The following is a 22,335-nucleotide window of genomic DNA, read 5'->3' as shown; positions in this document are numbered from 1 at the left end:
GTGCGCCCACTCCTCGCCCTGACCCTCAGCGACCTGCGGATGCGGATCCGCGACCGGTCCGTCCTGATCTTCGCCTTCGTCGTGCCGCTGGCGCTGATGTTCGTCTTCAACCTGGTCTTCGGCGGCACCGACGACCTCGAGCTCGAGCCGGTCACGGTCGCGGTCACCGCCCCGGCGGGCGACCGGCTGGCCGGGGTGCTCACCGACGTGGTCAAGGACCTGGACGGCCAGGACGGTCTGGAGGTGACCGTCCGCGAGGGAGACGCCGCGGCCGGCCGGACCGCGGTCGAGGAGGGGGATGCGGCCCTCTCGATCGTGCTGCGCGAGGGCTTCGGTGCCGCGGCGCGGGCCGGGGAGCCGGTGAGCGTCGAGGTCGTCCGGGGCGACGAGGCCGGGCTGGAGGCCGATGTCGTGCTCTCGGTCGTCGACGGCGTGCTCGACCAGTTCGCCGCCAGCGCCGTCGCCGTCCAGGCCGGCCTGGACCAGGGCGTGCCTCCCGAGGAGCTGGGCGCGCTCGCGCAGGCCGCCGCGGACGGTGGCCAGGGCTACGAGCTGCGCCAGGGCCAGGCGGCCGACGAGCAGCTCGACTCCGGCGCCGCGCTGGTCGCCGGCCAGGCCGGGCTGTTCCTGATGTTCACCGTCAGCTTCGGGGTGACCGCGCTGCTCGTCGACCGCGAGACCGGCACCCTCACCCGGCTGCGTTCGATGCCGATCCCGTCCTGGGCGATCGTGTCCTCCAAGGCCCTGGTCAGCTTCCTGCTCGGCGTGGTGGCCACCGGCGTCCTGCTCGTCGTGGGCGGGCTGCTCTTCGGAGCGGACTTCGGCTCCCCCCTCGCGGTCGCTGCCCTGGTGCTCTGCGTCTCCCTGGCCGCCACCTCGGTGATGTTCCTGATCGTGCGGATCGCCCGCACGAGCGAGCAGGCGGGGATCGCGACCTCGATCGTGGCGGTCGTCCTCGGCATCGGCGGCGGTGCCTTCTTCCCGGTCAGCGCCACCGGACCGCTCTCGGCGCTGGTCGACCTCAACCCGGTCGCCGCCCTGCTGCGGGGACTCGGGATCACCTCCGCCGGTGGCGGGCTGGCCGACCTGGGCGTCCCGATCGCCATCATGCTCGGCTTCGCGGCCGCCATGCTGCTGCTCTCCCGGCTGGTCCCGGACCGGGGGGCGCTGGCATGAGGGGCCTGGGCAACGTGCTGACCGTCGCCGGGGTGGAGCTGCGGCTCTTCGTGCGCGACCGGTCCAACATCTTCTTCGTCTTCGTCTTCCCGCTGCTGCTGGTGCTGATGATCGGTGCCCAGTTCGGCTCCGGCGCCTCCACCGGCCGGGTCGCGGTCAGCGGTGGCGACGCCGCGGTGCAGCTGCAGCTGGTCGAGCAGCTGGAGGCCGACGAGGTCACCGTGAGCGACCCGGAGTGGGACGCCGCGCTCGAGCAGGTCGCGCGTGGCCGCCTCGACGCCGCCGTCCGGGTGGTGGACGGGACCACCTTCGAGCTGGTCCGGGGCTCCTCGGCCAACGCGCAGGTGGTGGAGCAGCAGGTCCGCACCGCGGTCGGCGCCGTCGCCAGCCACGACGCCCAGGCGCGCGCCCTGGAGGAGTACGGCGTCCCCGCCGACCGGGTGGCCGGCGCGCTGACGAGCGCGGAGAACAGGCTGAGCGCACCGAGCCTGGAGGTCACCGACGTCGACGAGCTGAGCCAGCAGTTCGACGGCCTGGGCCAGTTCGACCTGGGCGCCTCGGGGCAGCTGCTCCTCTTCGTCTTCCTGGCCTGCCTGACCGGCGCCACCACGCTGATCCGCGCCCGCCGGCTGGGCGTGATCACCCGGATGCTCTCCGGGCCGCTCTCCACCACACAGCTGGTGGCGGGGGAGACGCTGGGCCGCTGGGCGATCGGCCTCTTCCAGGGCGTCTACATCATGGTCGCCACCAGCCTCCTCTTCGACGTCCAGTGGGGCACCCTGTGGCTCTCGCTGCTGGTCGTCGCGCTCTTCGCGCTGGTGGCCGCGGCCGCCGCGATCCTGCTCGGCACCCTGCTGGAGAACGAGGGCGCCGCCAGCGGGGTCGGCGTGGGTCTGGGCCTGGTGCTGGCGGCGCTCGGGGGCTCGATGCTGCCCCTGGAGCTCTTCCCCGACACCATGCGCACCGTCGCCGACCTGACCCCGCACGCCTGGGCGTACGAGGCGTTCGCCGAGATCCAGCGACGCGGCGCGGGACTGGGCGAGGTGCTGCCGCAGCTCGGCGTGCTGCTGGCGATGGCAGTGGTGCTGCTGCTGCTCGGGTCGTGGTCGCTGCGCCGCAGCCTCGCCCGGGCGATCTGACGGCCGAGCCATCTTTTTTGGTGATCTTCTCGGAATCGGCTGCGCGCGGCGACGATCGTCGGGCATGCTCTTCCCCAAGACCCCGCTGGTGACCCGAGACACCAGCGGGGTCTTGCTTTCCCCACCCCCGCACGACGAAGGACCGGGCCGTGACCGTGGACCGTAGGTTCTGGGTCTGGGCGGTGCTGCTCGGACTGACCGGCCAGCTCGCCTGGACGGTCGAGAACATGTACCTCAACGTGTTCGTCTACGAGACGATCACCGACTCCCCGATGGTGCTGGCCGCCCTGGTCGCCGCCAGCGCGGTGGCCGCCACCGTCACCACGCTGCTGGCCGGCGCCTTCTCGGACCGCAGCGGCCGGCGTCGCGAGCTGATCGCCGGCGGGTACGTCGCGTGGGGGCTGTGCACCGCGGGCTTCGGGTTCGTGCAGGTCGACCGGGTCGCCGGGCTGGCGCCCGCGCTGGACGCCGTCGTGGTGGCGGTCGTGGTGATCGTCCTGCTCGACTGCGTGATGAGCGTGCTCGGGGCGACCGCCAACGACGCGGCGTTCAACGCCTGGGTCACCGACGAGACCCACCCGGGCAACCGCGGGCGGGTCGACGGCGTGCTGGCGACGCTGCCGCTGCTGGCCATGCTGCTGGTCTTCGGCGCCCTCGACCCGCTGACCCGCGGCGGTCACTGGCAGCTCTTCTTCTCGATCGTCGGCGGGGTCACCGCCCTGGTCGGCGTGGTGGCCTGGTTCGGGCTGCGCGCCCGCGCGGCGCCGCGGCCGGGCGGCAGCTACCTGGGCTCGGTGGTGCACGGGTTGCGCCCCAGCACCGTACGCAGCAACCCGCGGCTCTACCTCGTGCTGGCGGCCTGGGCGGTGCTGGGCACCAGCACCCAGGTGTTCATGCCCTTCCTGATCATCTACGTCCAGCGCTTCCTCGACATCGACGGCTATGCGGTGGTGCTCGCCTCGGTCCTGCTCGGTGCCGCGGGGGTCAGCGTCCTGGGCGGCCGGGTGCTGGACCGCGTCGGCCCCGCGTCGGCGATCCTGCCGGTCGCCGGCGTCTACGCGGCGGGGCTGCTGGCGATGTTCTTCGCCCGCGGGATGCTCCCGGTGATCCTGGCCGGCATCGTGCTGATGTCGGGCTTCATGCTCGGCGTCGCCGCGCTGTCCGCGACCGTCCGCAACCTGACCCCGGCCGACCGGGCCGGGCAGGTCCAGGGCCTGCGGATGGTCTGCGCGGTGCTGGTCCCGATGGTCGTCGGGCCCTTCGTGGGCGCCGCGGTGATCGCCGGGGCGGACGAGACGTTCGTCGACCTCGGGGTGGTCAAGCAGGTTCCCACCCCGTGGATCTTCCCCGCCGCGGCCGCGGTGGTGGTGCTGATCGTGATCCCGGTCCTGGCCCTGCGCCGGGTCCGGCAGGAGGAGGAGACCCGTGAAGACGCCCTGGGGTGAGGCCCTGGACCCCGAGCACGTGCTGCCCGAGCACCCGCGCCCCCAGCTGGTGCGCGAGGGCTGGCTCACCCTCAACGGCACCTGGGAGCACGCCTTCACCGACGCCGGGCAGTGGGGCCACCCGACGACCTGGGACGGCCCGATCCTGGTGCCCTTCTCCCCGGAGGCGCCGCTCTCGGGGGTGGGTCGGACGCTGATGCCGCACGAGGCGCTCTGGTACCGCCGGACGGTCCGGGTGCCCGAGGAGCTCGCCGGCGGGCGCCTGCTGCTCCACTTCGGGGCGGTCGACCAGGACTGCGAGGTCTGGGTCGACGGGGTCCCGGTAGGCGGCCACCGGGGCGGCTACCTGCCGTTCACCCTGGACGTCACCGACACGCTCACCGGCGGCGCCGACCACGAGCTGGTCGTGCGGGTCGTGGACGTCACCGACACCTCCTTCCGCAGCCGGGGCAAGCAGAAGCTCGAGCCCGGGGGGATCTGGTACACGGCCCAGTCGGGCATCTGGCAGACCGTCTGGCTGGAGGCCGTGCCGGAGCAGTACGTCGAGCGGCTGGTGCTCACCCCGCACCTGGCGGCGGGCGAGGTGGAGGTCACGGTGACCTCTTCTGCCGGCCAGGTCGCGCGGGTGCGGGTGAGCGCCGAGGGCCGCGAGGTGGTCGCCGGGGACGTGCCGGTCGGCGTACCGGTCCGGCTGCGGCTCGGGGAGGTCCGGCCCTGGTCGCCCGAGGACCCGTTCCTCTACGACGTGGAGGTCGTGCTCGGCGAGGACCGGGTGGTCAGCTACGTCGGGATGCGCTCCTTCGGGCTGGGCCCGGACGCCCGCGGGCGCACCCGGCTGCTGCTCAACGGGGAGCCCTACCTGCACGCCGGACTGCTGGACCAGGGCTACTGGCCCGACGGTCTCTACACCGCGCCGTCGGACGAGGCGCTGGTGCACGACATCGCGGTCGCCAAGGACCTCGGGTTCACCATGCTGCGCAAGCACATCAAGATCGAGCCGCTGCGGTGGTACCACCACTGCGACCGCCTCGGGATGCTGGTCTGGCAGGACCTGGTCAACGGCGGCCGCTCCTACCGGGCCCCGGTGGTGACCGCCCCCGTGCTGCTCCCGGTCCGGCTCAGCGACTCCCGGCACCGGCTCTTCGGACGCGGCGACGACGAGGGCCGCGCGGAGTTCGTCGACGAGCTGGAGGCGACCGTCGAGCTGCTCCGCTCGGTGCCGAGCATCGCGGTGTGGGTGCCCTTCAACGAGGGATGGGGGCAGTTCGACGCGGCGCAGGCCGCGGACTGGCTGCACGAGCTCGACCCGACCCGTCAGGTCGACCACGCCAGCGGCTGGCACGACCAGGGAGGCGGCGACCTGGTCAGCCGGCACGTCTACTTCCGGCGCTACCGGCTCTCCGCGGCAGACGCCGCCGACCCGCGCGCCGCCGTGCTCAGCGAGTACGGCGGGTACTCCCACCGGGTGCCCGGCCACACCTGGAGCGAGCGTGAGTTCGGCTACCGCAAGTACGCCGACCGCGCGGCTTTCCAACGCGCCTTCCTGCGGCTGCAGGACCGGCAGGTCGGGCCCGCGGTGGACGCGGGCCTGGCCGGCTTCGTCTACACCCAGCTCGCCGACGTCGAGCAGGAGACCAACGGACTGATGACCTACGACCGACGGGAGACCAAGGTGGATGCCGAGCAGGTACGAGCCTCCAACGAGCGACTGCGGGGACGGCTGGCCCGCGCGGGCACCGAGGCCAGGGCGGTGACCGAGCGCGAGATCACCGAGCCGGTCTCGCTCACGCTGCCGGACGGGCGGCTCAACCCCGACGCGGTGGGGTGGACGCGCACCCCGCTGATCACCACCGACGGCATCGGCCGCGGCCGGGTCGGCCGGGGCCGGAACAAGCGCTGGGAGTACTGGGCGGTGACCACGCCCACCCACGTCGTCGCGCTGGTCACCTCGAGCATCGACTTCGCGGCGGTCCACGGCATCTGGCTGCTGGACCGGCGTACCGGGGAGGCGGTGGCGCACGACGCGATCGGCGTCCTGGGTCGCAGCGCCACGCTGCCGGGCACGTTGGGGGGTGGGCCGGTGCGCTCCCGTACGCGGGCCGTGAAGATCCAGGTCGACGAGGTGGAGGGCGGCACGCGCCTGCGCGCCCAGGGCAAGCGCGTGCGGGTCGACGTCGTCGCGCACCGGCCGGAGGGGCACGAGTGCCTGGGCGTGGTGGTGCCCTGGAGCGAGCGGCTCTTCCAGTACACGGTCAAGGACGTGGCCCGGCCCGCCACCGGCACGGTCTGGCTCGACGGGGTCGCCCACGACGTCGAGGCCGGCGAGTCCTGGGCGACGCTGGACCACGGGCGCGGGCGCTGGCCCTACGACGTCGAGTGGAACTGGGGCGCAGGCTCCGGCCAGGTCGACGGCCGGGTCGTCGGCGTCCAGGTCGGTGGCCGGTGGACCGACGGCACGGGCTCGGTGGAGAACTCGCTCTACGTCGACGGGCACCTGTCGAAGATCAGCGAGGAGCTGGTCTGGGAGTACGACCGGGACGACTGGATGGCGCCGTGGAAGATCTCCGGTCGCAGCGTCGACCTGACCTTCACCCCGTTCCACCTCAAGCGCTCGGTGACCGACCTCAAGGTCTTCTCCTCCCGCACCCACCAGTGCTTCGGCCACTGGGACGGACGGATGCTCGACGACGCGGGGGAGTGGATCCAGGTCGCCGGGCTCGTCGGCTGGGCCGAGGACGTGCACAACCGCTGGTGACTGCGGGGTCCCGGCGAGGTTAGGGTCACACTCCCAACGCTTCGTCGGTCTCGGAGGATCACATGCGCGCGTCCCTGTCTCGTCTCCTGACGGGCGGTCTGGTCGCGGCCGCCCTGGCGGCTCCCGCCACCGCGGTCGCCGCCCCGACCGAGCTGCTGCTCAGCGAGTACGTCGAGGGGTCGAGCAACAACAAGGCGGTGGAGGTCTACAACGGGACCGGCGCGCCGGTCGACCTGGCCGCCCAGGGCTACGCCCTGCGGATGTTCTTCAACGGCTCCGCCACCGCCGGCCTCACCGTGCCGCTGACCGGGACCGTGGCGGCCGGGGACGTCTTCGTGCTCGCCCACGCCTCGGCGTCCCCCGAGATCCTCCAGCAGGCCGATCAGACCAGCGGCGCGGCCTTCTTCAACGGTGACGACGCGCTCGTCCTGGTCAAGGGCGACGCGGTCGTCGACTCCCTCGGCCAGGTGGGGGTCGACCCCGGGACCGAGTGGGGCACGGGCCTGACCTCGACCGCGGACAACACGCTGCGCCGCAAGGCCTCGGTCACCGCCGGCGACCTCGACCCGGGCGACACCTTCGACCCGGGGCTGGAGTGGGACGGCTTCGAGACCAACACCTTCGACGGGCTGGGCAGCCACCTCGGCACCGGACCCGTGGACCCCGAGGACCCGCCGGCCGAGGGCCCGTCCCCGCTCTGCGGCGACGAGGCGACCGCCGTCGGGGCCGTCCAGGGCACGGGTGCCGCCACCCCGGTCTCCGAGCCCGTCGCGCTGGAGGGCGTCGTGGTGGGTGACCACGAGGGCCCGGCCCCGCGGCTGCGTGGCTTCTACCTCCAGGACGAGGGGGACGGCGACTCCGCGACCTCGGACGGGATCTTCGTCTTCAACGGCGGTGCCGACGAGGTCGCCCTGGGCGACCGGGTCCGCGTGGTCGGCACCCCGGCGGAGTTCCAGGACCAGACCCAGGTCTCTGCGACCTCGGTCGAGGTCTGCGGCACCGGGGCGTCCGTGGCGCCCGCCGAGGTGACCTTCCCGGCCACCGCCGCCGAGCTCGAGCGGGTCGAGGGCATGCTCGTCCGGGTGCCCCAGACGATGACCGTCACCGAGCACTTCCAGCTGGGCCGGTTCGGCCAGGTGGTGGTCTCCTCCGGCGGCCGGCTGCTCCAGCCCACCGACGTGCTGGCCCCGGGTCCGGAGGCGCAGGCCCTGCAGGCCGCCAACGACCGGCGCCGGCTGATCATCGACGACTCCACCCAGGCGCAGAACCCCGACCCGGTCGCCTTCGGGCGCGGCGGGCGGCCGCTCACCGCGGAGAACACCCTGCGCGGCGGCGACACGGTGACCGGCGCGGTCGGCGTGATGACGTACACCTGGGGCGGCAACAGCGCCAGCCCGAACGCGTTCCGGCTCCGTCCGCTGGACGCGCTCGGCGGGCAGGCGCGGTTCGAGGCGGCGAACCCGCGGCCGGCGTCCGAGCCGGAGGTCGGCGGGAGCCTGCAGGTCGCCGGGATGAACGTGCTCAACTACTTCAACTCCTTCACCGGGTGCACGCTCGGCGTGGCCGGCGGACCCACCGACTGCCGGGGCGCCGACGACGCGACCGAGCTGGAGCGGCAGGCGGCCAAGACCGTCGCGGCGCTCACCGAGCTGGACGCCGAGGTGGTCGGGCTGGTCGAGATCGAGAACGACGGCTACGGCGCGGACAGCGCGCTGGCCGACCTGGTCCGCCGCCTCGACGAGGTGGACGGTGCGGGGACCTGGGCCTACGTCGACGCCGACGCGGGCACCGGACAGGTCGACGCGCTCGGCACCGACGCGATCAAGGTGGGGCTGCTCTACCAGCCGGCCCAGGTCACCCCGGTCGGCACGACCGCGGCGCTGAACACCGACTCCTTCGTCACCGGCGGCGACTCCGCCGAGCGGAACCGGCCGGCGCTGGCCCAGGCGTTCCGCGAGAACGACGGTGGCGAGGTCTTCACGGTCGTGGTCAACCACCTCAAGAGCAAGGGCAGCGCCTGCGACGTGCCGGACGCCGGCGACGGGCAGGGCAACTGCACCCAGGTCCGGGTCAACGCCGCGACCGAGCTGGCCGAGTGGCTGGCCGGCGACCCGACCGGCACCGGCGACCCCGACACCCTGATCCTGGGCGACCTCAACTCCTACGCCCAGGAGGACCCGGTGCGGGCGCTGCGCGAGGCGGGGTACGCCGACCTGGTCGACGCCCGGGAGGGTGCGGAGGAGTACAGCTACGTCTTCGACGGCCAGTGGGGCTCGCTGGACCACGCCCTGGGCACCGCGAGCCTGGACCGCCAGGTGACGGGAGCGGTCTCCTGGCACGTCAACGCCGACGAGCCGAGCGTCCTGGACTACAACACCGACTTCAAGACCCCGGCCCAGGTCGAGTCGCTCTTCGCCCCGGACGAGTTCCGCAACTCCGACCACGACCCCGTCCTGGTCGGCCTGGACCTGCGCGGCGTGGTCGAGGACGGCAGCGTGCTCGGCGGTGGCTGGATCCCGACCGACGGCGGGCGTGGGGTCTTCGCCCTCGGGGTGACCGCGCGCGACGGCAAGGCTCGCGGCGTGGTCACCTACCTGGGCCGCGGCGGCCTGGTCGCCACCACGTCGGTGACCCGGCTGAGCATCGAGTCCGGCACGGCGCGGCTGGCCGGCGAGGCGCGGGTGGCCGGGGGGAGCGGGCGCTACGAGCTCACCGTGGTCGACGGCGGGCCGCGTGGCGCGGACCGGTTCGGGCTCGTGGCCTGGGACCGGACGGGCCGCCAGGTGCTCGACACCGGGCTGCGACGGGTGACCGGGCAGGTGCGGGTCTCGCCGGGCCGCTGAGATTCGCGTCACATCGCCCGCAGAACACGTGCGCTAAGGGCAGGAGACGACCTAATCTTCTGCCCAGACCCCGCTGGTGACCCGAGACATCAGCGGGGTCTTCCAATTTCAGCACTCGATGGCGCCGAGCCGGGCCAGCCCTTCCAGGTCGCCCGGGCCGAACTCGCCGCGCGAGGCGCCGCGCGGATGCATCAGCTCGCCCTCGTCGTCCACGTGGTCCAGGCCGACCAGGTGGGCCAGCTCGTGGTCGAGGATGGCGGCCGCGTGCGCCCGGCCGGACGGTGAGCCCATCAGCTCCTGGAACGTCTCGGCGTCCAGGGCGACCATCCCCGTCACGTACTCCCGGCGGCCCAGCTGCCGGGAGACCATGGTGCTGCCGCCGATGCCGGCCACCTCGTCCTCGAGCTGGGGCAGCTCCTCGGGCGTGGCCCAGCCGATCAGCACCGGGTCGCCCGCCAGCGAGCGGGCCAGGAAGTTGCGCGAGGTCGTCTCACCGACGTACTCGAAGACCAGGCCGGTGGCCTGCTCGATCCGGGCCACCGAGCCCTGAATCAGCTCCATGTGGTCGTCGGGGGCCTGCTGCGGGTTGACGGCGTACCGCACGGGGCGGCACGGGCTGTAGGAGACCGGCTCGTCGGAGCCGCGCTGGGTGTGCAGGAACTCGTACGTCCCCGACCCCTCGCGCACCGGCAGGGGCGCGCTCAGCCGGTCCTGGCCGAAGCCGAAGAGCCGGCGCAGGTCGTCGTACTCGGCGCCGGGGTGCAGGACGAACACCCCGCCCAGCAGCATCACCACCACCAGCAGGCCGCCGACGAACGCGCCGCGAGGACGCTCGGGGGAGGTCGGGGGTGACACGGGCCAAGCCTGCCCTATGCCAGGTCCACGTAGAGCGCCCGATGGTCCGAGAGGGCCAGCCGGGACGAGCCCCCGGAGAGCACCGCGGCGTCGACGTCGAGGGTGCCGAGGATGTGGTCGAGCTGCTCGGTGGGCTCGTCGACCGGGAAGGTCTTTGCGCTGACCAGGGAGCGCAGCCCGGTCAGCCGCTGCGCCCGCTCCTCGCCCATGTTGAGGTCGCCGAGCAGCATCAGCCGACCCGGGTGGCCCGCGAGCGCCGAGCGCAGGGTGCGCAGCTGGCGGCGCTGCCACCACTCGATGAACGTCAGGTGCGTGTTGGCCACGGTGATCGGGCCGCCGGGGGCGTCGACGGTGGCGACGACCGCGACCCGGGCCTCGTCCCGGACCAGGTCGGGGCGGCGGTTGCCGTCGAAGCGCATCGGCACCCGCACGGGCACCGGGGCCAGGCGCACCGACTCCCAGGAGAGCACCGGGAGCCGGGAGAGCAGGGCCACGCCGTACGCCGCGGCGTCGGGCGCCAGGTCGCCGTCGGCGGCGATCCACACCCCGGGGCTGCCGTGCAGCGCGGCGACGAAGAGGTGCTCGGCCGCGCCCATGGCCTCGGCGGCCAGCGCGGTCAGGTCGGCACCGGCGGAGCGGGGCTGGTTGCGGTCGACCTCCTGGAGGGCCAGGACGTCGGCGTCCAGGCTGGCCACGGCGTCGACGAACCGGTCCAGGTCGACCTGGTCGTCCTCGGGGGAGCGACCGTGGAGGATGTTGAACGTCGCCACGCGCATGCCCTCCTGTTCCCGGTCGCCGGGTGCGGCAATCAATTGCCGCCGGCTGGGTACCGTGGCGCCGTGATGGTGGACGAGGAGCAGAGCAACCTGCGCGAGGCGCTGAAGCGCGTCGCGGTGACCTTGAAGGAGAGCGGGATCCCGTTCGCCCTGGCCGGCGGGTACGCCGTGTGGGCCAGGGGTGGTCCCGAGCCCAGCCACGACGTGGACTTCCTGGTCGCCGAGGCGGACGCGCCCCAGGTCGCGACGTACCTGGCCGAGCACGGGCTGCAGGTCGTCCAGCCGCCCGAGGACTGGCTGTTCAAGGTCTTCACCGACGACGTGATGGTCGACGTCTTCCACCGCGACGCCACCATCCCGGCGGAGCGGGAGACGTTGGCCGACGCGGACGAGATCGAGGTCATCTCGGTCTCCATGCCGGTGCTCTCCGCCACCCGGCTGATGATCCACAAGCTGCACGCGATCGACGAGCGCTACTGCGACTTCGGCAAGCTCCTGCCGGTCGCCCGGGCGCTGCGCGAGCAGGTCGCCTGGGACCAGGTCCGCAAGGAGACCGAGGAGAACGACTTCGCGGCCGCCTTCCTGTTCCTGCTCGAGCGGCTGCGGATCATCGACTGACCGGCGCCGGCTCGGCGCGCACGGGGGAGGAGTGCTCGCTGACGCCGTACCGGGCGTGGATCCGCTTCATCCAGCCCGGCGCCCACCAGTTCCACCGGCCCAGCATGGTCATGGTGGCCGGGACGATGACCATCCGGACGATCGTGGCGTCGATCAGCACGGCCACCGCCAGCGCGAACCCGGTCTGCTTGATCACCAGCATCTGGCCCGCGGCGAAGCCGGCGAAGACGATCACCATGATCGCCGCCGCCGAGGTGATGATCCGGCCCGAGCGCTGCAGGCCGACCCGGACCGCGGTGTCGTCGTCGGCCCCCTGCTCGTGCAGCTCGATCACCCGGGCGAGCAGGAAGACCTCGTAGTCCATCGAGAGCCCGAACCCGAAGGCCAGCACCAGCAACGGGATCACCGACTCGATGCCGCCGGTGGAGTCGAACCCGAGCAGGCCGCCCAGCGCGCCGTCCTGGAAGGCCCAGACCAGGATGCCCAGGCTGGCGCCCAGCGAGACGATGTTGAGCAGCAGCGCCTTGACCGGGATCACCACGCTGCCGGTGAGCAGGAAGAGCAGCAGGAAGGTCGCCCCGGCGATCCACAGCGCGGCCCACGGAGCCCGGTCCATCACCGAGTCGGTGAAGTCCTGCAGGGAGGCGGTCTGGCCCGAGACCCAGGTCGGCACGCCGAGGTCGGCGTCGCGCAGCGTCTCGGCGACCTCGCGCGCCGGGTCGTCCATCGCCGTGCCCTCGATGTGCAGGCCGATCGAGACCAGGCCGGGGCCGTCCGGGTCGGAGCCCGGTGCCGCGACGTCGTCGGGCAGCGGCCCGAGCGTGCGCGGCGGGTCGACCCGGGTCACGCCGGGGACGTCGGCCAGCTGCCGCGCCAGCCCTGCGGCCTGAGCCTCGTCGGCCTGGGCGACCAGGGTGACGCCGGGGGAGGCCAGCGCCGGGTAGTCCTCCTCCAGCTGCTCGGCGAAGACCCGCTGCTCGGCGTCGGCCGGGAGCAGTTCGACCCCCGAGGCGGTGAGTCGTAGGCCCAGCGCCGGCACCGCGAGCAGCAGCAGGACCGCGACGCTGACCACCGTGGTGAGCACCGGCGCGCGCTGCACGACCCGGGCGAGCCGGCTGAAGACCCCCTCCTCGGGGGCGGCCTCGGCGCCACGGCGCCGGACCAGGCGGGAGGCGCCCATCGCGCACAGCGCCGGCACCAGGGTGAGCGCGACGACCAGCGCCACCGCCACCACCGAGACGCCCGCGGCGCCGATCGCGCGCATGATCGGGGCCTCGAAGACCATCAGGCCGGAGAGCGAGATGCCCACGATCAGGGCGGAGAAGAGCACGGTGCGCCCGGCGGTCGCGACCGCGGCCCCCACCGCCTCCTCGACGTCGGTGGTGCTGCTCAGCTCCTCGCGGAACCGGCTGACCAGGAGCAGCCCGTAGTCGATGCACAGCGCCAGGCCCATCACCGTGACGATGTTGACCACGGTGGCGTCGAGGTCCAGCAGGTAGGAGAAGCCGAAGAGGATCGCCAGGGCGCCGGAGATCGACGCGATCGCGCCCACGATCGGCAGGCCGGCGGCGAGGAAGCCGCCGAAGACGAAGACCATCACCAGCAACGACAGCGGCAGCGCGATGCCCTCGCCGCGGGTCAGGTCGGACTTGATCTGGTCGACCACGTCGTCGACCAGTAGGCCGGTCCCGCCGACCGAGAGCTCCGCGTCGTACGGGGCGAGCAGTTCCGCGCCGTCCTCGCGCAGCACCTCGGCAACCTCGTCCTGCACCGGGCCGCCGATCTCGCTCCCCACCTCGACGGTGACCAGGAAGGAGTCCGACCCGTCGGGCGCGGGCACCGGGCCGGTGACCGCGCCGACCCCGTCGACCGCCTCGAGCCGCTCGACGAGCCCGGCGGCGGCGCGAGCGACGGCCGGGTCGGTCGGGTCGGCGCCGTCGACGCGGCCGACCACCTGGAGCGCGCCCTCGTCGGTCGCGGTGACCAGGTCGCGGGCGGTCTGGGCCTGACCCGGCGCGACGATGTCGCCGGTCTCGAGCCGGTCGAAGAGCGAGGAGCCCCCGAGCAGCCCCAGGCTGGTGACGAAGCCGAGGACGACCAGGACCGCCCAGGTGAGGACGTAGCCCTTCCGGTGACGGGCCGAGTGGCGGCCCAGACGCATCAGCAGCGGTTCGGAGGTCACGGGATCCACGGCCCGAGCCTCTCACCCGGAGCAACCGGCGACTCTGGAGGGGACGGAGCGTGGGCGCTACGGTGACTTCACCTGCGAACGGAGACGTGATGGACCCCATGGCCCCGGCCTACGGCTCGGCGACACTGCTGATCATCGCGGCGGTCGCCGTCGCGGTGCTGCTCCTGCTGATCATCGCGCTGCGGATGCACGCCTTCGTGGCGCTGATCCTGGTCAGCTTCCTCACCGCGATCGCGGCCGGTGTCCCGCTGAGCGAGGTGGGACCGGTGGCGGTCGCCGCGTTCGGCTCGACGCTGGGCACCGTCGCGCTGCTGGTCGGGCTGGGAGCGATGATCGGGCGGCTGCTGGAGATCACCGGCGGCGCCCAGGTGCTGGCCGACACCCTGATCAACCGGTTCGGCGAGAAGCGGGCGCCGCTCGCCCTGGGCGTGGCTGCGCTGCTCTTCGGCCTGCCGATCTTCTTCGACGCCGGCCTGGTCGTCTTCCTGCCGATCATCTTCTCCGTGGCCACCCGGTTCGGCGGCTCGGTGCTGCTCTACGCCCTGCCCGCGGCCGGAGGCTTCGCCGCGATGCACGCGATCGTGCCCCCGCACCCCGGCCCGGTCACCGCGGCGACCGAGATCGGCGCCAGCATCGGCCTGACCACGCTGATCGGGGTGCCCGTCGCGGTGGTCGCCTGGTACGTCGGCGTCTACCTGTTCACCCTCGGCTACGCCGGCAAGGTGATGGTGCCGATCGACGACAGCGTGCTGACCGGGCGGTCCGACGGTTCGGAGGAGGAGCGCCAGGCCCAGCCGCCGGCGTTCTGGCACGTGCTCGGGATCCTGCTCCTGCCGCTGGTGCTGATCGGCGCCAACACGGTGCTCAGCACCCTGCGCACCTCCGGCGACATCCCCGCGGAGGGGACCTTCGTGGACGCGGTGATCTTCATCGGGCAGACGCCGGTGGCCCTGCTGATCACCCTGCTCGTCGCCACCTACACGCTCGGCACCCGGGGCCGCTCGCTGGCCCGGGTCGAGTCGATCCTCAACGACGCGCTCGGCCCGATCTGCGCGATCATCCTGATCACCGGCGCGGGCGGGATGTTCGGCGGCGTGCTGCGCTACAGCGGCATCGGCGCCGCCCTCTCGGACTCCCTGGCCGACCTGGGGCTGCCGCTGATCGTCTCGGCGTTCGTCATCGCCACCATCCTCCGGGTGGCGCAGGGCTCGGCCACGGTGGCGCTGACCACCACCGCGGGCCTGATCTCGGCCGCGGTGGTCACCGAGGGGCCGAGCTCGGTCCAGCTGGTCGCCCTGGTGATGGCGATCGCAGCCGGCGCCACCGTGCTCTCCCACGTCAACGACTCCGGGTTCTGGCTGGTGAGCCGGTTCTTCGGGATGGACGTCAAGACCACGCTGCGCACCTGGACGGTGATGGAGACGACCCTGGGGCTCTCGATCTTCGTCCTGGCCTGCGGGCTGTGGGTGGTCGGATGACCTCCGACCCGCCGCTGCACCTGGTCTTCATGGGGGTCTCCGGGTCGGGCAAGAGCACGGCGGCGGTGGCGGTGCGCGACGTGCTCGGCTGGGAGCTCGCCGAGGGCGACGACTTCCACCCCCCGGAGAACATCGCCAAGATGGAGTCCGGCCGTCCGCTCACCGACGACGACCGCTGGGGGTGGCTGGAGTCGCTGGCGGAGTGGACCCGTCGCCACGACGAGGCGGGGACCCCGACGCTGCTCAGCTGCTCGGCGTTGCGCCGGGTCTACCGGGACGTGCTGCGCCGCGGCGGGGAGCGGACCTTCTTCGTGCACATGGTCGGGGACAAGGGGCTGCTCCTGGAGCGGATGGGCGCCCGGGAGCACTTCATGCCGCCGGCGTTGCTGGAGTCGCAGCTCGACACCCTGGAGCCGTTGCAGCCGGACGAGGCGGGCATGGTGGTCGACGTCGTGCACCCACCCGAGCGGATCGCCGCGATGGTGCTGGCCCGGCTGGACCTCAGCGCTCGGGAGTGATCGCCTCGTCCGGGCGACGGGAGAGGTAGCGGTCGACGTAGTCGCGGGCGGTCTCGAAGATGTCGATCTCGTGGCCGGCCCGCTCGGAGAGGTACCACCGGTGCTCGAGGATCTCGTGGAAGACCTCGGCCGGCTCCAGCTTGGCCCGGGCGTCCGCCGGGATCATCGCGGTGATCGGCTCGTAGACCTCGGTGAGCCAGCGGCTGGCGATCAGGTCCCGGTGCTCTCGGCCCAGGTCGTGCTGGGCGGCGTACGCGGTGAGGTCGTTGAGCAGCCGCCGCGCCTGGTTCTCCTCGACGTCGAGCCCGGTCAGTGCCCGCAGCTCGCGGGCGTGGTGGCCCAGCTCGACGACCCGGGGCTGGATGCGTACCTGCTCCCCGTCGTAGTCGGTGACGATGGCCAGCTCGTCGACGTCGAAGCCGAGCTCGTTGAGCCGCTCGATCCGGCGCTCGATGCGCCACAGGTCGTCCGTGGAGAACTCCTCCTCGTGGGTGAGCTCGGCCCACAGTGCCTCGTAGGACTCGCGCAGCAGCTCGATCACCTGGTGCGGGTCCAGCCCGCCGACGGCGCCGCTGGCCTGCAGGTCGAGGAGCTCGACGAAGACGTTCTCGCAGCCCACGGTGATGTCGTGGTCGCGCAGCCGGTCGCTGACCTCGTCGTGCAGCTCGCCGGTCTCGGCGTCGACCAGGTAGGCGGTGAACTCCCCGGCGTTGCGGCGGAAGAGCGCGTTGGAGAGCGAGACGTCGCCCCAGTAGAAGCCGGCCAGGTGGAGCCGGACCAGCAGCACCACCAGGGCGTTGATCAGCGAGGGCACGTTGTCCGCGGTCGCGCCGTGCAGGAACAGGCTGCGGTAGGGCAGGGAGAAGCGCAGGTGCTCGGTGACCAGGGCGGCGGGCAGCTCCTCGCCGTCGGCGCTGACCCGGCCGGAGACCACCCCCTGCGGGACCACCGTGGGCAGCTCGAGGCGGCGCAGGTCCCGCAGCGTGCGGTACTCGCGGAACGCGATCGGCTCCTGGGTCTCCTTGACCGCGAAGATCCGGTCCCGCATCCGGACGATCCGCACCACGTGTCGCGACAGGCCACGGGGGAGCGGGACGACGTACTCGTCGCTCCACTCCTCCAGGGGCAGCTTCCAGGGCAGGCGGACGATCGCAGGGTCCGGTCGGTTGGCCACGATCCGCAGCGGCATCGTGGCAGCGTAACGCAGGTGCTCAGACGGTGTGGATGGTCAGCACCGGGCCGTCGTGTGCCGCGCCCACGGCCGGGTCGACGTCGTCGGTGGCCAGCAGCAGGTCTCCGGCGGGAAGACCGGCGATCGCGGGACCGCCGGCGCGGCGGGCGGTCACCAGCAGGGTCTGGGTCGGGTGCTCGCGCAGGTACGCCACCGCGTCGGTGCCCACGTGGGCCCAGCGCAGGCCGCCGCGGCGCAGGGCGGGGCTCTCCCGGCGTACCCGGGCCAGCGCGGCGTACGTGGCCAGCGTGGCGGTGTCCCACTCCTCGCGCCGGTGCCAGGGCATCGGGCGGCGCGAGTCCTCGCCGAGCACGCCCTCCAGGCCGATCTCGTCGCCGGCGAAGACCATCGGGATGCCCGGCATGGTGAACTGCAGGCCGGCGGCGACCCGGTGCACCTCGGCGGAGCCGACGACGGTGCGGATCCGCGCGCTGTCGTGGGAGCCGAGGATGTTCCAGCCGGCGGCGGTGGCCCGCCAGCCCAGGGACCCCTGCCAGTCGCGCAGCGCGCGGACCAGTGCGTGGCCGTCGCGGCGCGGCACCGGGAGCGGGCGGCCGAAGGCACGGGCCGGGCTCGCCGGGTCGCGCAGCCAGGACCAGACCGGCCAGGAGAAGCCGGAGTAGTTCATCGCCCCGTGCCAGCCGTCCCCGTCCACGTCGCCGGTCGCGTCGTGGTTGTGCTCGCCGATCACCCAGGCGTCGGCGCGCTCGGCGGTCGCGGTGCGGCGTACGGCGCGGGCGACGTCGTGGGCCACGTCGATCGCGCCCAGCCGGCCGGTCATGTTGGCCACGTCGATCCGCCAGCCGTCCAGGTCGAACGGAGGCCGCAGCCACCGGGCGACCACGGAGTCCGGGCCCTCGACCATCCGCGCGCGCAACGCCTCGCTGGTGTGCGCGATCTTGGGCAGGGTCAGGTGCCCCATCCAGGTCTCGTAGCGACCGTCCTCGTCGAAGTGGTAGTAGTCGCGCTCGGGGGCCTCGGGGTCGGCCGCGGCGCGGCGGAACCACTCGTGGGTGTCGCCGGTGTGGTTGGTGGTCAGGTCGCCGAGGATCCGCCAGCCGCGCTCGTGCACCGCGCGGCTCAGCCGGGCGTACGCCTCGTCCCCGCCGAGCAGCGGGTCGACCCGGTCGAAGGTGGAGGCGTTGTAGCGGTGGTTGCTCTCCCCGGGGAAGACCGGGGTGGTGTAGACGATGTCGGCGCCCACCTCGGCGACGTGGTCCAGGTGCTCGGTCACCCCGTCGAGGTCGCCCCCGAAGAGCTGCAGGGGCGTCCGCGGGTCGTGCGGCTCGAAGAGGACCTCGTCGTCCCACTCCGCCGGGACCGCCCAGTCGGGGGTCGGGCGCTGGTCGGCGGCCGCCGAGCGGGCGAACCGGTCCGGGAAGATCTGGTAGACGACGCCGTCGCGAGCCCAGTCGGGTGCCTCCGGGAACGCCGAGACCTTGAAGTCGAAGGCGTCCGGGACGTCGTGGTCGACCAGCCCGGCACCGGTCAGCCACTGCTGCTCCTCGCCGCGCGCCAGCAGGAACCGGTAGTGGGTGACGGGGTTGTGCACCGGGAGCCGGCCGCTCCACCAGCGGGTCTCGACGCCCTCGCGGTGCGGCTCGCCCACCATCAGGTGGTAGACGGGCTCGGCGTCGTACGTCGTGCGCACCCACATCGCGTCGATCGGGTCGCTCGCCGCGGTGCGCACCCGGACGGTGACCAGGTCGCCGCGCTGGGGCGGGGTGTCAGGCCCACGTCCACTGTCGAGGTAGACGCTCGATCCGTCGTGGTGCGGCTGGTCCAGGAGCGTCATGGCGTACATCTTGCGGGGAGCCGGTGACAGGAGTCGAACCCGCGACATTCCGCTTACAAGGCGGATGCTCTGCCAACTGAGCTACACCGGCATGCGCCCGGTCGGTGCCGGGACCCGCACATCCTAGTCAGCGGGTCGCGTTGTCGGTGGTGACCCCTAGCTTCTCAGCATGCCCACGGAGTGCAGAGGCTGCGCAGAGCCCATCGACGGTCGTAAGACGCGCGTCTACTGCAGCAACGCCTGCCAGCGGGACTACGAACGTGTGCTGAGGGTGGCTCTCTGGTTGGAAACCGGCGAGGTCCCCCATGCAGGCTCGGCCCGTGGGCATTACGTCCGACGGCACATCCACCGGGAGCAAGAGGGCGCGTGCGAGCTGTGCGGGTGTCTCGACGAGTGGAACGGGGCGCCCTTGGTGTTCGTCCTCGACCACATCGACGGTGACTCGACGAACAACAGGCGCGAGAACCTTCGCCTGCTGTGCCCCAACTGCGACAGTCAGCTCGACACCTACAAGGCGAGGAACTGGGGCAAGGGCAGGCACTCCCGACGGGAGCGGTATGCCCGCCAGCAGTCTTACTGACCAGCCGACTCTCAGCGGACCTGCCGCACCTCGAACTGCATGCGCGGGTTGGCGAAGACCTCCTGGGACTGGATCAGCTGCAGCTCGCGCTCGCCCGAGTCCAGGGTGTTCTGCAGGAGGTCGAAGACGCTGGAGGTGGTCGCGGCCAGTGCCTCCGCCGGCGAGCCGGTCTCGTGCAGGTGTGCGGTGAAGAGGGCGGCGGTCACGTCGCCGGACCCGTTCGCCTTGAACGGCAGGTGCGGGGTCTGCACGATCCAGGCGCCCTGCGCGGTGACGGCCATCATCTCGATGGTCCCCTCAGGGCGGTCCGGGCGCTCCACGCTGGTGACCAGCACGGTGCTCGGGCCCATCGCCATCGCCTTGTCCGCGGACTCCAGGGTGCTCTCGAGGGTGTCGGGCTCGGTGTGGGTGAGGAAGCCCAGCTCGAACTGGTTGGGGGTGAGGATGTCCGCCTTCGGCACCACCCGCTCCCGGATGATCGGCGGGATGTCGGGGTGCACGAAGCAGCCCGACTTCGCGTTGCCCATCACCGGGTCGCAGGTGTAGGTCGCGGCCGGGTTGGCCGCCTTCACCCGGTCGACCGCGGAGAGGATGACGTCCGCGATCCCCGCGCCGCCCTGGTAGCCCGAGAGCACCGCGTCGACCTGACCGAGGACGCCGCGGTCCTCGATCCCGGTGATCACCGAGGCCACGTCCTCGGGTGCCAGCAGCGGACCACCCCAGGAGCCGTAGCCCGTGTGGTTGGAGAACGTGACCGTGTGCACCGGCCACACCTCGTGCCCGCGGCGCTGCAGCGGGAAGACGGCGGCGGAGTTGCCCACGTGGCCGTAGGCGACGTGGGACTGGATCGAGAGGATCTTCACGGGCGTCAGTCTCGCACTTGTGGGCCTCGCGGCGGACCCCGTGCTCGCGGTTCGTCCCTGTTGGTTTCGCCGGGGCCCCGGCGAAACCAACAGTTCCTGACCGTTGCAACGGTCAGGAACTGCTAGGAGAAGTAGGGAAGTCCCACGGTTTCAGGCCCCCTCGTCGTGCACAGCCGCAGCCCGCTGGCTCTTCTCCCCAATAGCACGGAGGTTCCCAGGCGTTAACCCGCGATCTGGTCACAGAGTTCACCGTGCTCGTTCTCTCTCAGCTCCGTCCCAGCGGCGTGTTCCTGCGTCGTGACGCCCTCGCCCACGGGTACCGCGATCGTGACCTGTCTGCTGCGCTCCGCGGCCAGGTCCTCCAGCGAGTGCGTCACGGCGCGTACGTCGACGCCGGCCGGTGGGCGGACGCCACGCCGGAGGACAGGCATGCGCTTGCCGTGCACGCCGTCCTACTGAGCCATCGACCGGGTTCCGTAGTGCCCAGTCACACCTCGGCCGCTGTCCTGCACGGTCTCTCCCTCTACCGCCCAGACCTGACCCGGGTGCACCTGACAGTGCTTGACGGGGCCGCAGGCAGGCGTGGGCCGGATGTCGTCTACCACCAGGGGGACGTTGGACCCAGCGATCTCGTCACGGCCGAGGTGACTCTGATGGAGCCGGTCCGGACGGCCTTGGAGGCGGCGTCGTTGGCAGACGTGGAGGCTGGGCTGGTCGTCCTCGACGCCTTGCTGCACCGCGGTCTTGCCGACCTCGGCGCCGTGTGGGCGGCGTACAAGCGGATGACACGGTGGCCGGGCACCCTCCGTCTGCAGACCACGGTGCGGCTCGCGAGGCACGGTGCCGAATCCGTCGGCGAGTCTCGTGCGCGGCACCTGTGCTGGTGGGCAGGCGTGCCCGAACCTGTGCTGCAGCACCCAGTGAGGGACCACGACGGTCAGCTGATCGGGCTCAGTGACTTCTGGTGGCCGGACCAGCGCTTGCTGGGCGAGTTCGACGGCGCCGTGAAGTACGGCCGCCTGCTGAGGCCTGGCGAGACGGCGGGGGAAGCGGTATTCCGGGAGAAGCAGCGGGAGGACCGGATGCGCGAGGCCGAACGCGCCTCGATGATCCGTTTCGTCTGGTCGGACCTGTCTCAGCGCGGGGTCACCGCCCGACGCTTGCGACACGCGCTGGGTCTCGATCGGTAGCGGACGTCTCCTCGACCATTCCTGTCACTTCTTGACCGTTGCAACGGTCAAGAAGTGACAGTTTCACCGGGGCCCCGGTGAAACCACGGGCGCCTCAGGCGACCTGGAACGAACGCTTGGAGAGCCCCATCCAGAACCCGTCGACCCGGTGCTCGCGGGGGTCGTCGGCAGCGGCGGCGGCGCCGAGCGTGACGAAGAGGGGGGAGTAGTGCTCCACGGTGGGGTGGGCGTACGGCATCCCCGGGGCCTTGTCGCGGTACGACGCGAGCTCGTCGACGTCGCCGCGGCCCAGCGCCTCGGCGGCCCAGGCGTCGAACTCCCGCGACCAGCCGGGGGCCGGTGCGTCGATCCGGAAGTCGCGCAGGAACGGCAGGCCGTGGGTGAGGAAGCCGGAGCCGATGATCAGCACGCCCTCCTCGCGCAGGGGACGCAGGCGGGTGCCGAGCTGGAGCAGCGTGCCGGGGTCGTGGGTGGGCAGCGACATCTGCACGACCGGGATGTCGGCCTCGGGGTACATGAGCTTCAGCGGGACCCAGGCGCCGTGGTCGAGACCCCGGGAGACGTGCTGGTGCACCGGCTGGGTGTCCGGCATCATCGCCGCGATCCGCGCGGCGAGCGCGGTGGAGTCCGGCGTGTCGTAGCGCATCGAGTAGTACTTCGGCGCGAAGCCGCCGAAGTCGTAGACCAGCTCGGCGCCGCTCGCGGTCAGGCTCACCGGTGCGGACTCCCAGTGGGCGCTGACGATCAGGATCGCCTTCGGCCGGGGCAGGTCCCGGGCCCAGGAGGCGAGCTCGGCCGACCAGACCGGGTCGTCGAGCAGCGGAGGAGCGCCGTGGCCGAGGTAGAGCGCGGGCATGGTGTTCATGCAGGACACAATAGTTT

17 protein-coding genes and 1 tRNA gene are annotated in these 22,335 nt (G+C 72.4%); 10 read left to right on the top strand and 8 right to left on the bottom strand.

Annotation, left to right across the window (positions count from 1 at the left end; translation table 11 throughout):
• The 5 genes from H8838_RS15660 to H8838_RS15640 all read left to right on the top strand — a co-directional run bounded on the left by H8838_RS15660 (position 1) and on the right by H8838_RS15640 (position 9,358).
• The gene (locus H8838_RS15660; protein WP_224766176.1) at positions 1–1,176 is read left to right on the top strand and encodes an ABC transporter permease; all 1,176 of its coding nucleotides are present in this window, start codon (positions 1–3) and stop codon (positions 1,174–1,176) included.
• The gene (locus H8838_RS15655; protein ID WP_185994654.1) at positions 1,173–2,315 is read left to right on the top strand and encodes an ABC transporter permease; all 1,143 of its coding nucleotides are present in this window, start codon (positions 1,173–1,175) and stop codon (positions 2,313–2,315) included. Before H8838_RS15660 ends, H8838_RS15655 begins: the two co-directional genes overlap by 4 nt.
• A 149-nt stretch (positions 2,316–2,464) precedes the next feature.
• Entirely contained in the window at positions 2,465–3,760 is a 1,296-nt protein-coding gene (locus H8838_RS15650; protein ID WP_224766175.1) for an MFS transporter, read from the top strand.
• On the top strand, positions 3,741–6,515 hold the full coding sequence (locus tag H8838_RS15645; protein ID WP_185994655.1) for a DUF2804 family protein: 2,775 nt from the start codon (positions 3,741–3,743) through the stop codon (positions 6,513–6,515). The genes H8838_RS15650 and H8838_RS15645 overlap by 20 nt, the downstream gene beginning before the upstream one ends.
• A 62-nt stretch (positions 6,516–6,577) precedes the next feature.
• Positions 6,578–9,358 carry an ExeM/NucH family extracellular endonuclease gene (locus H8838_RS15640; protein WP_185994656.1) on the top strand — a complete coding sequence of 927 codons (2,781 nt, stop codon included), beginning with the start codon at positions 6,578–6,580 and terminating at the stop codon, positions 9,356–9,358.
• Positions 9,359–9,466: 108 nt separating this feature from the next.
• Here the strand turns inward: H8838_RS15640 and H8838_RS15635 are convergent, their stop codons facing one another.
• Positions 9,467–10,213, bottom strand: coding sequence for a zinc metalloprotease (locus H8838_RS15635; protein ID WP_181312578.1), 747 nt, complete (start codon positions 10,211–10,213; stop codon positions 9,467–9,469).
• Between the two features lie 14 nt (positions 10,214–10,227).
• The gene (locus H8838_RS15630; RefSeq protein WP_185994657.1) at positions 10,228–10,989 is read right to left on the bottom strand and encodes an endonuclease/exonuclease/phosphatase family protein; all 762 of its coding nucleotides are present in this window, start codon (positions 10,987–10,989) and stop codon (positions 10,228–10,230) included.
• A 66-nt stretch (positions 10,990–11,055) separates the two neighbouring features.
• Between H8838_RS15630 and H8838_RS15625 the strand changes: the two genes are divergently transcribed.
• Positions 11,056–11,607, top strand: coding sequence for a nucleotidyltransferase family protein (locus H8838_RS15625; RefSeq protein ID WP_181312716.1), 552 nt, complete (start codon positions 11,056–11,058; stop codon positions 11,605–11,607).
• On the opposite strand, the gene H8838_RS15620 is transcribed toward H8838_RS15625, so the two are convergent.
• Positions 11,597–13,798 carry an MMPL family transporter gene (locus tag H8838_RS15620; protein WP_224766174.1) on the bottom strand — a complete coding sequence of 734 codons (2,202 nt, stop codon included), beginning with the start codon at positions 13,796–13,798 and terminating at the stop codon, positions 11,597–11,599. The genes H8838_RS15625 and H8838_RS15620 overlap by 11 nt on opposite strands.
• An 89-nt stretch (positions 13,799–13,887) precedes the next feature.
• Here H8838_RS15620 and H8838_RS15615 point away from each other — a divergent pair, with 89 nt between their 5' ends.
• Together H8838_RS15615 and H8838_RS15610 are read left to right on the top strand one after the other, a co-directional pair.
• Entirely contained in the window at positions 13,888–15,276 is a 1,389-nt protein-coding gene (locus H8838_RS15615; RefSeq protein ID WP_185994658.1) for a GntP family permease, read from the top strand.
• Entirely contained in the window at positions 15,273–15,794 is a 522-nt protein-coding gene (locus tag H8838_RS15610; protein WP_181312581.1) for a gluconokinase, read from the top strand. The genes H8838_RS15615 and H8838_RS15610 overlap by 4 nt, the downstream gene beginning before the upstream one ends.
• Here the strand turns inward: H8838_RS15610 and H8838_RS15605 are convergent.
• The 3 genes from H8838_RS15605 to H8838_RS15595 all read right to left on the bottom strand — a co-directional run bounded on the left by H8838_RS15605 (position 15,778) and on the right by H8838_RS15595 (position 18,911).
• On the bottom strand, positions 15,778–16,983 hold the full coding sequence (locus H8838_RS15605) for a DUF4032 domain-containing protein (RefSeq protein ID WP_181312582.1): 1,206 nt from the start codon (positions 16,981–16,983) through the stop codon (positions 15,778–15,780). The genes H8838_RS15610 and H8838_RS15605 overlap by 17 nt on opposite strands.
• A gap of 22 nt (positions 16,984–17,005) precedes the next feature.
• A complete protein-coding gene (locus H8838_RS15600) occupies positions 17,006–18,820 on the bottom strand; it encodes a glycoside hydrolase family 13 protein (RefSeq protein ID WP_185994659.1) in 1,815 nt (604 codons plus the stop codon).
• A gap of 18 nt (positions 18,821–18,838) precedes the next feature.
• Positions 18,839–18,911: transfer RNA gene (locus tag H8838_RS15595), tRNA-Thr, on the bottom strand.
• Positions 18,912–18,989: 78 nt separating this feature from the next.
• Between H8838_RS15595 and H8838_RS15590 the strand changes: the two genes are divergently transcribed.
• The gene (locus H8838_RS15590) at positions 18,990–19,400 is read left to right on the top strand and encodes an HNH endonuclease (protein WP_181312584.1); all 411 of its coding nucleotides are present in this window, start codon (positions 18,990–18,992) and stop codon (positions 19,398–19,400) included.
• Positions 19,401–19,411: 11 nt separating this feature from the next.
• Here the strand turns inward: H8838_RS15590 and pdxY are convergent, their stop codons facing one another.
• The gene (gene pdxY / locus H8838_RS15585) at positions 19,412–20,263 is read right to left on the bottom strand and encodes a pyridoxal kinase PdxY (protein ID WP_181312585.1); all 852 of its coding nucleotides are present in this window, start codon (positions 20,261–20,263) and stop codon (positions 19,412–19,414) included.
• Positions 20,264–20,916: 653 nt separating this feature from the next.
• On the opposite strand from pdxY, the gene H8838_RS15580 reads away from it, so the two are divergent.
• A complete protein-coding gene (locus H8838_RS15580; RefSeq protein ID WP_185994660.1) occupies positions 20,917–21,453 on the top strand; it encodes a hypothetical protein in 537 nt (178 codons plus the stop codon).
• Between the two features lie 94 nt (positions 21,454–21,547).
• Here H8838_RS15580 and H8838_RS15575 read toward each other — a convergent pair whose 3' ends face one another.
• The gene (locus tag H8838_RS15575) at positions 21,548–22,318 is read right to left on the bottom strand and encodes a dioxygenase family protein (RefSeq protein ID WP_181312587.1); all 771 of its coding nucleotides are present in this window, start codon (positions 22,316–22,318) and stop codon (positions 21,548–21,550) included.
• Positions 22,319–22,335: the final 17 nt, after the last annotated feature.

This window comes from Nocardioides campestrisoli (genome assembly GCF_013624435.2).
GTDB lineage: Bacteria > Actinomycetota > Actinomycetes > Propionibacteriales > Nocardioidaceae > Nocardioides > Nocardioides campestrisoli.
This window is presented reverse-complemented; position numbering and strand designations above follow the sequence as displayed.

What these genes read in the sequence shown, in the direction of transcription:
- H8838_RS15655 (WP_185994654.1), top strand. Translation starts at nt 1,173, where the DNA reads ATGAGGGGCCTGGGCAACGTGCTGACCGTCGCCGGGGTGGAGCTGCGG.
- H8838_RS15640 (WP_185994656.1), top strand. Translation starts at nt 6,578, where the DNA reads ATGCGCGCGTCCCTGTCTCGTCTCCTGACGGGCGGTCTGGTCGCGGCC.
- H8838_RS15630 (WP_185994657.1), bottom strand. Translation starts at nt 10,989, where the DNA reads ATGCGCGTGGCGACGTTCAACATCCTCCACGGTCGCTCCCCCGAGGAC.
- H8838_RS15625 (WP_181312716.1), top strand. Translation starts at nt 11,056, where the DNA reads ATGGTGGACGAGGAGCAGAGCAACCTGCGCGAGGCGCTGAAGCGCGTC.
- H8838_RS15615 (WP_185994658.1), top strand. Translation starts at nt 13,888, where the DNA reads ATGGACCCCATGGCCCCGGCCTACGGCTCGGCGACACTGCTGATCATC.
- H8838_RS15610 (WP_181312581.1), top strand. Translation starts at nt 15,273, where the DNA reads ATGACCTCCGACCCGCCGCTGCACCTGGTCTTCATGGGGGTCTCCGGG.
- H8838_RS15605 (WP_181312582.1), bottom strand. Translation starts at nt 16,983, where the DNA reads ATGCCGCTGCGGATCGTGGCCAACCGACCGGACCCTGCGATCGTCCGC.
- H8838_RS15600 (WP_185994659.1), bottom strand. Translation starts at nt 18,820, where the DNA reads ATGACGCTCCTGGACCAGCCGCACCACGACGGATCGAGCGTCTACCTC.
- H8838_RS15590 (WP_181312584.1), top strand. Translation starts at nt 18,990, where the DNA reads ATGCCCACGGAGTGCAGAGGCTGCGCAGAGCCCATCGACGGTCGTAAG.
- H8838_RS15580 (WP_185994660.1), top strand. Translation starts at nt 20,917, where the DNA reads ATGGAGCCGGTCCGGACGGCCTTGGAGGCGGCGTCGTTGGCAGACGTG.
- H8838_RS15575 (WP_181312587.1), bottom strand. Translation starts at nt 22,318, where the DNA reads ATGAACACCATGCCCGCGCTCTACCTCGGCCACGGCGCTCCTCCGCTG.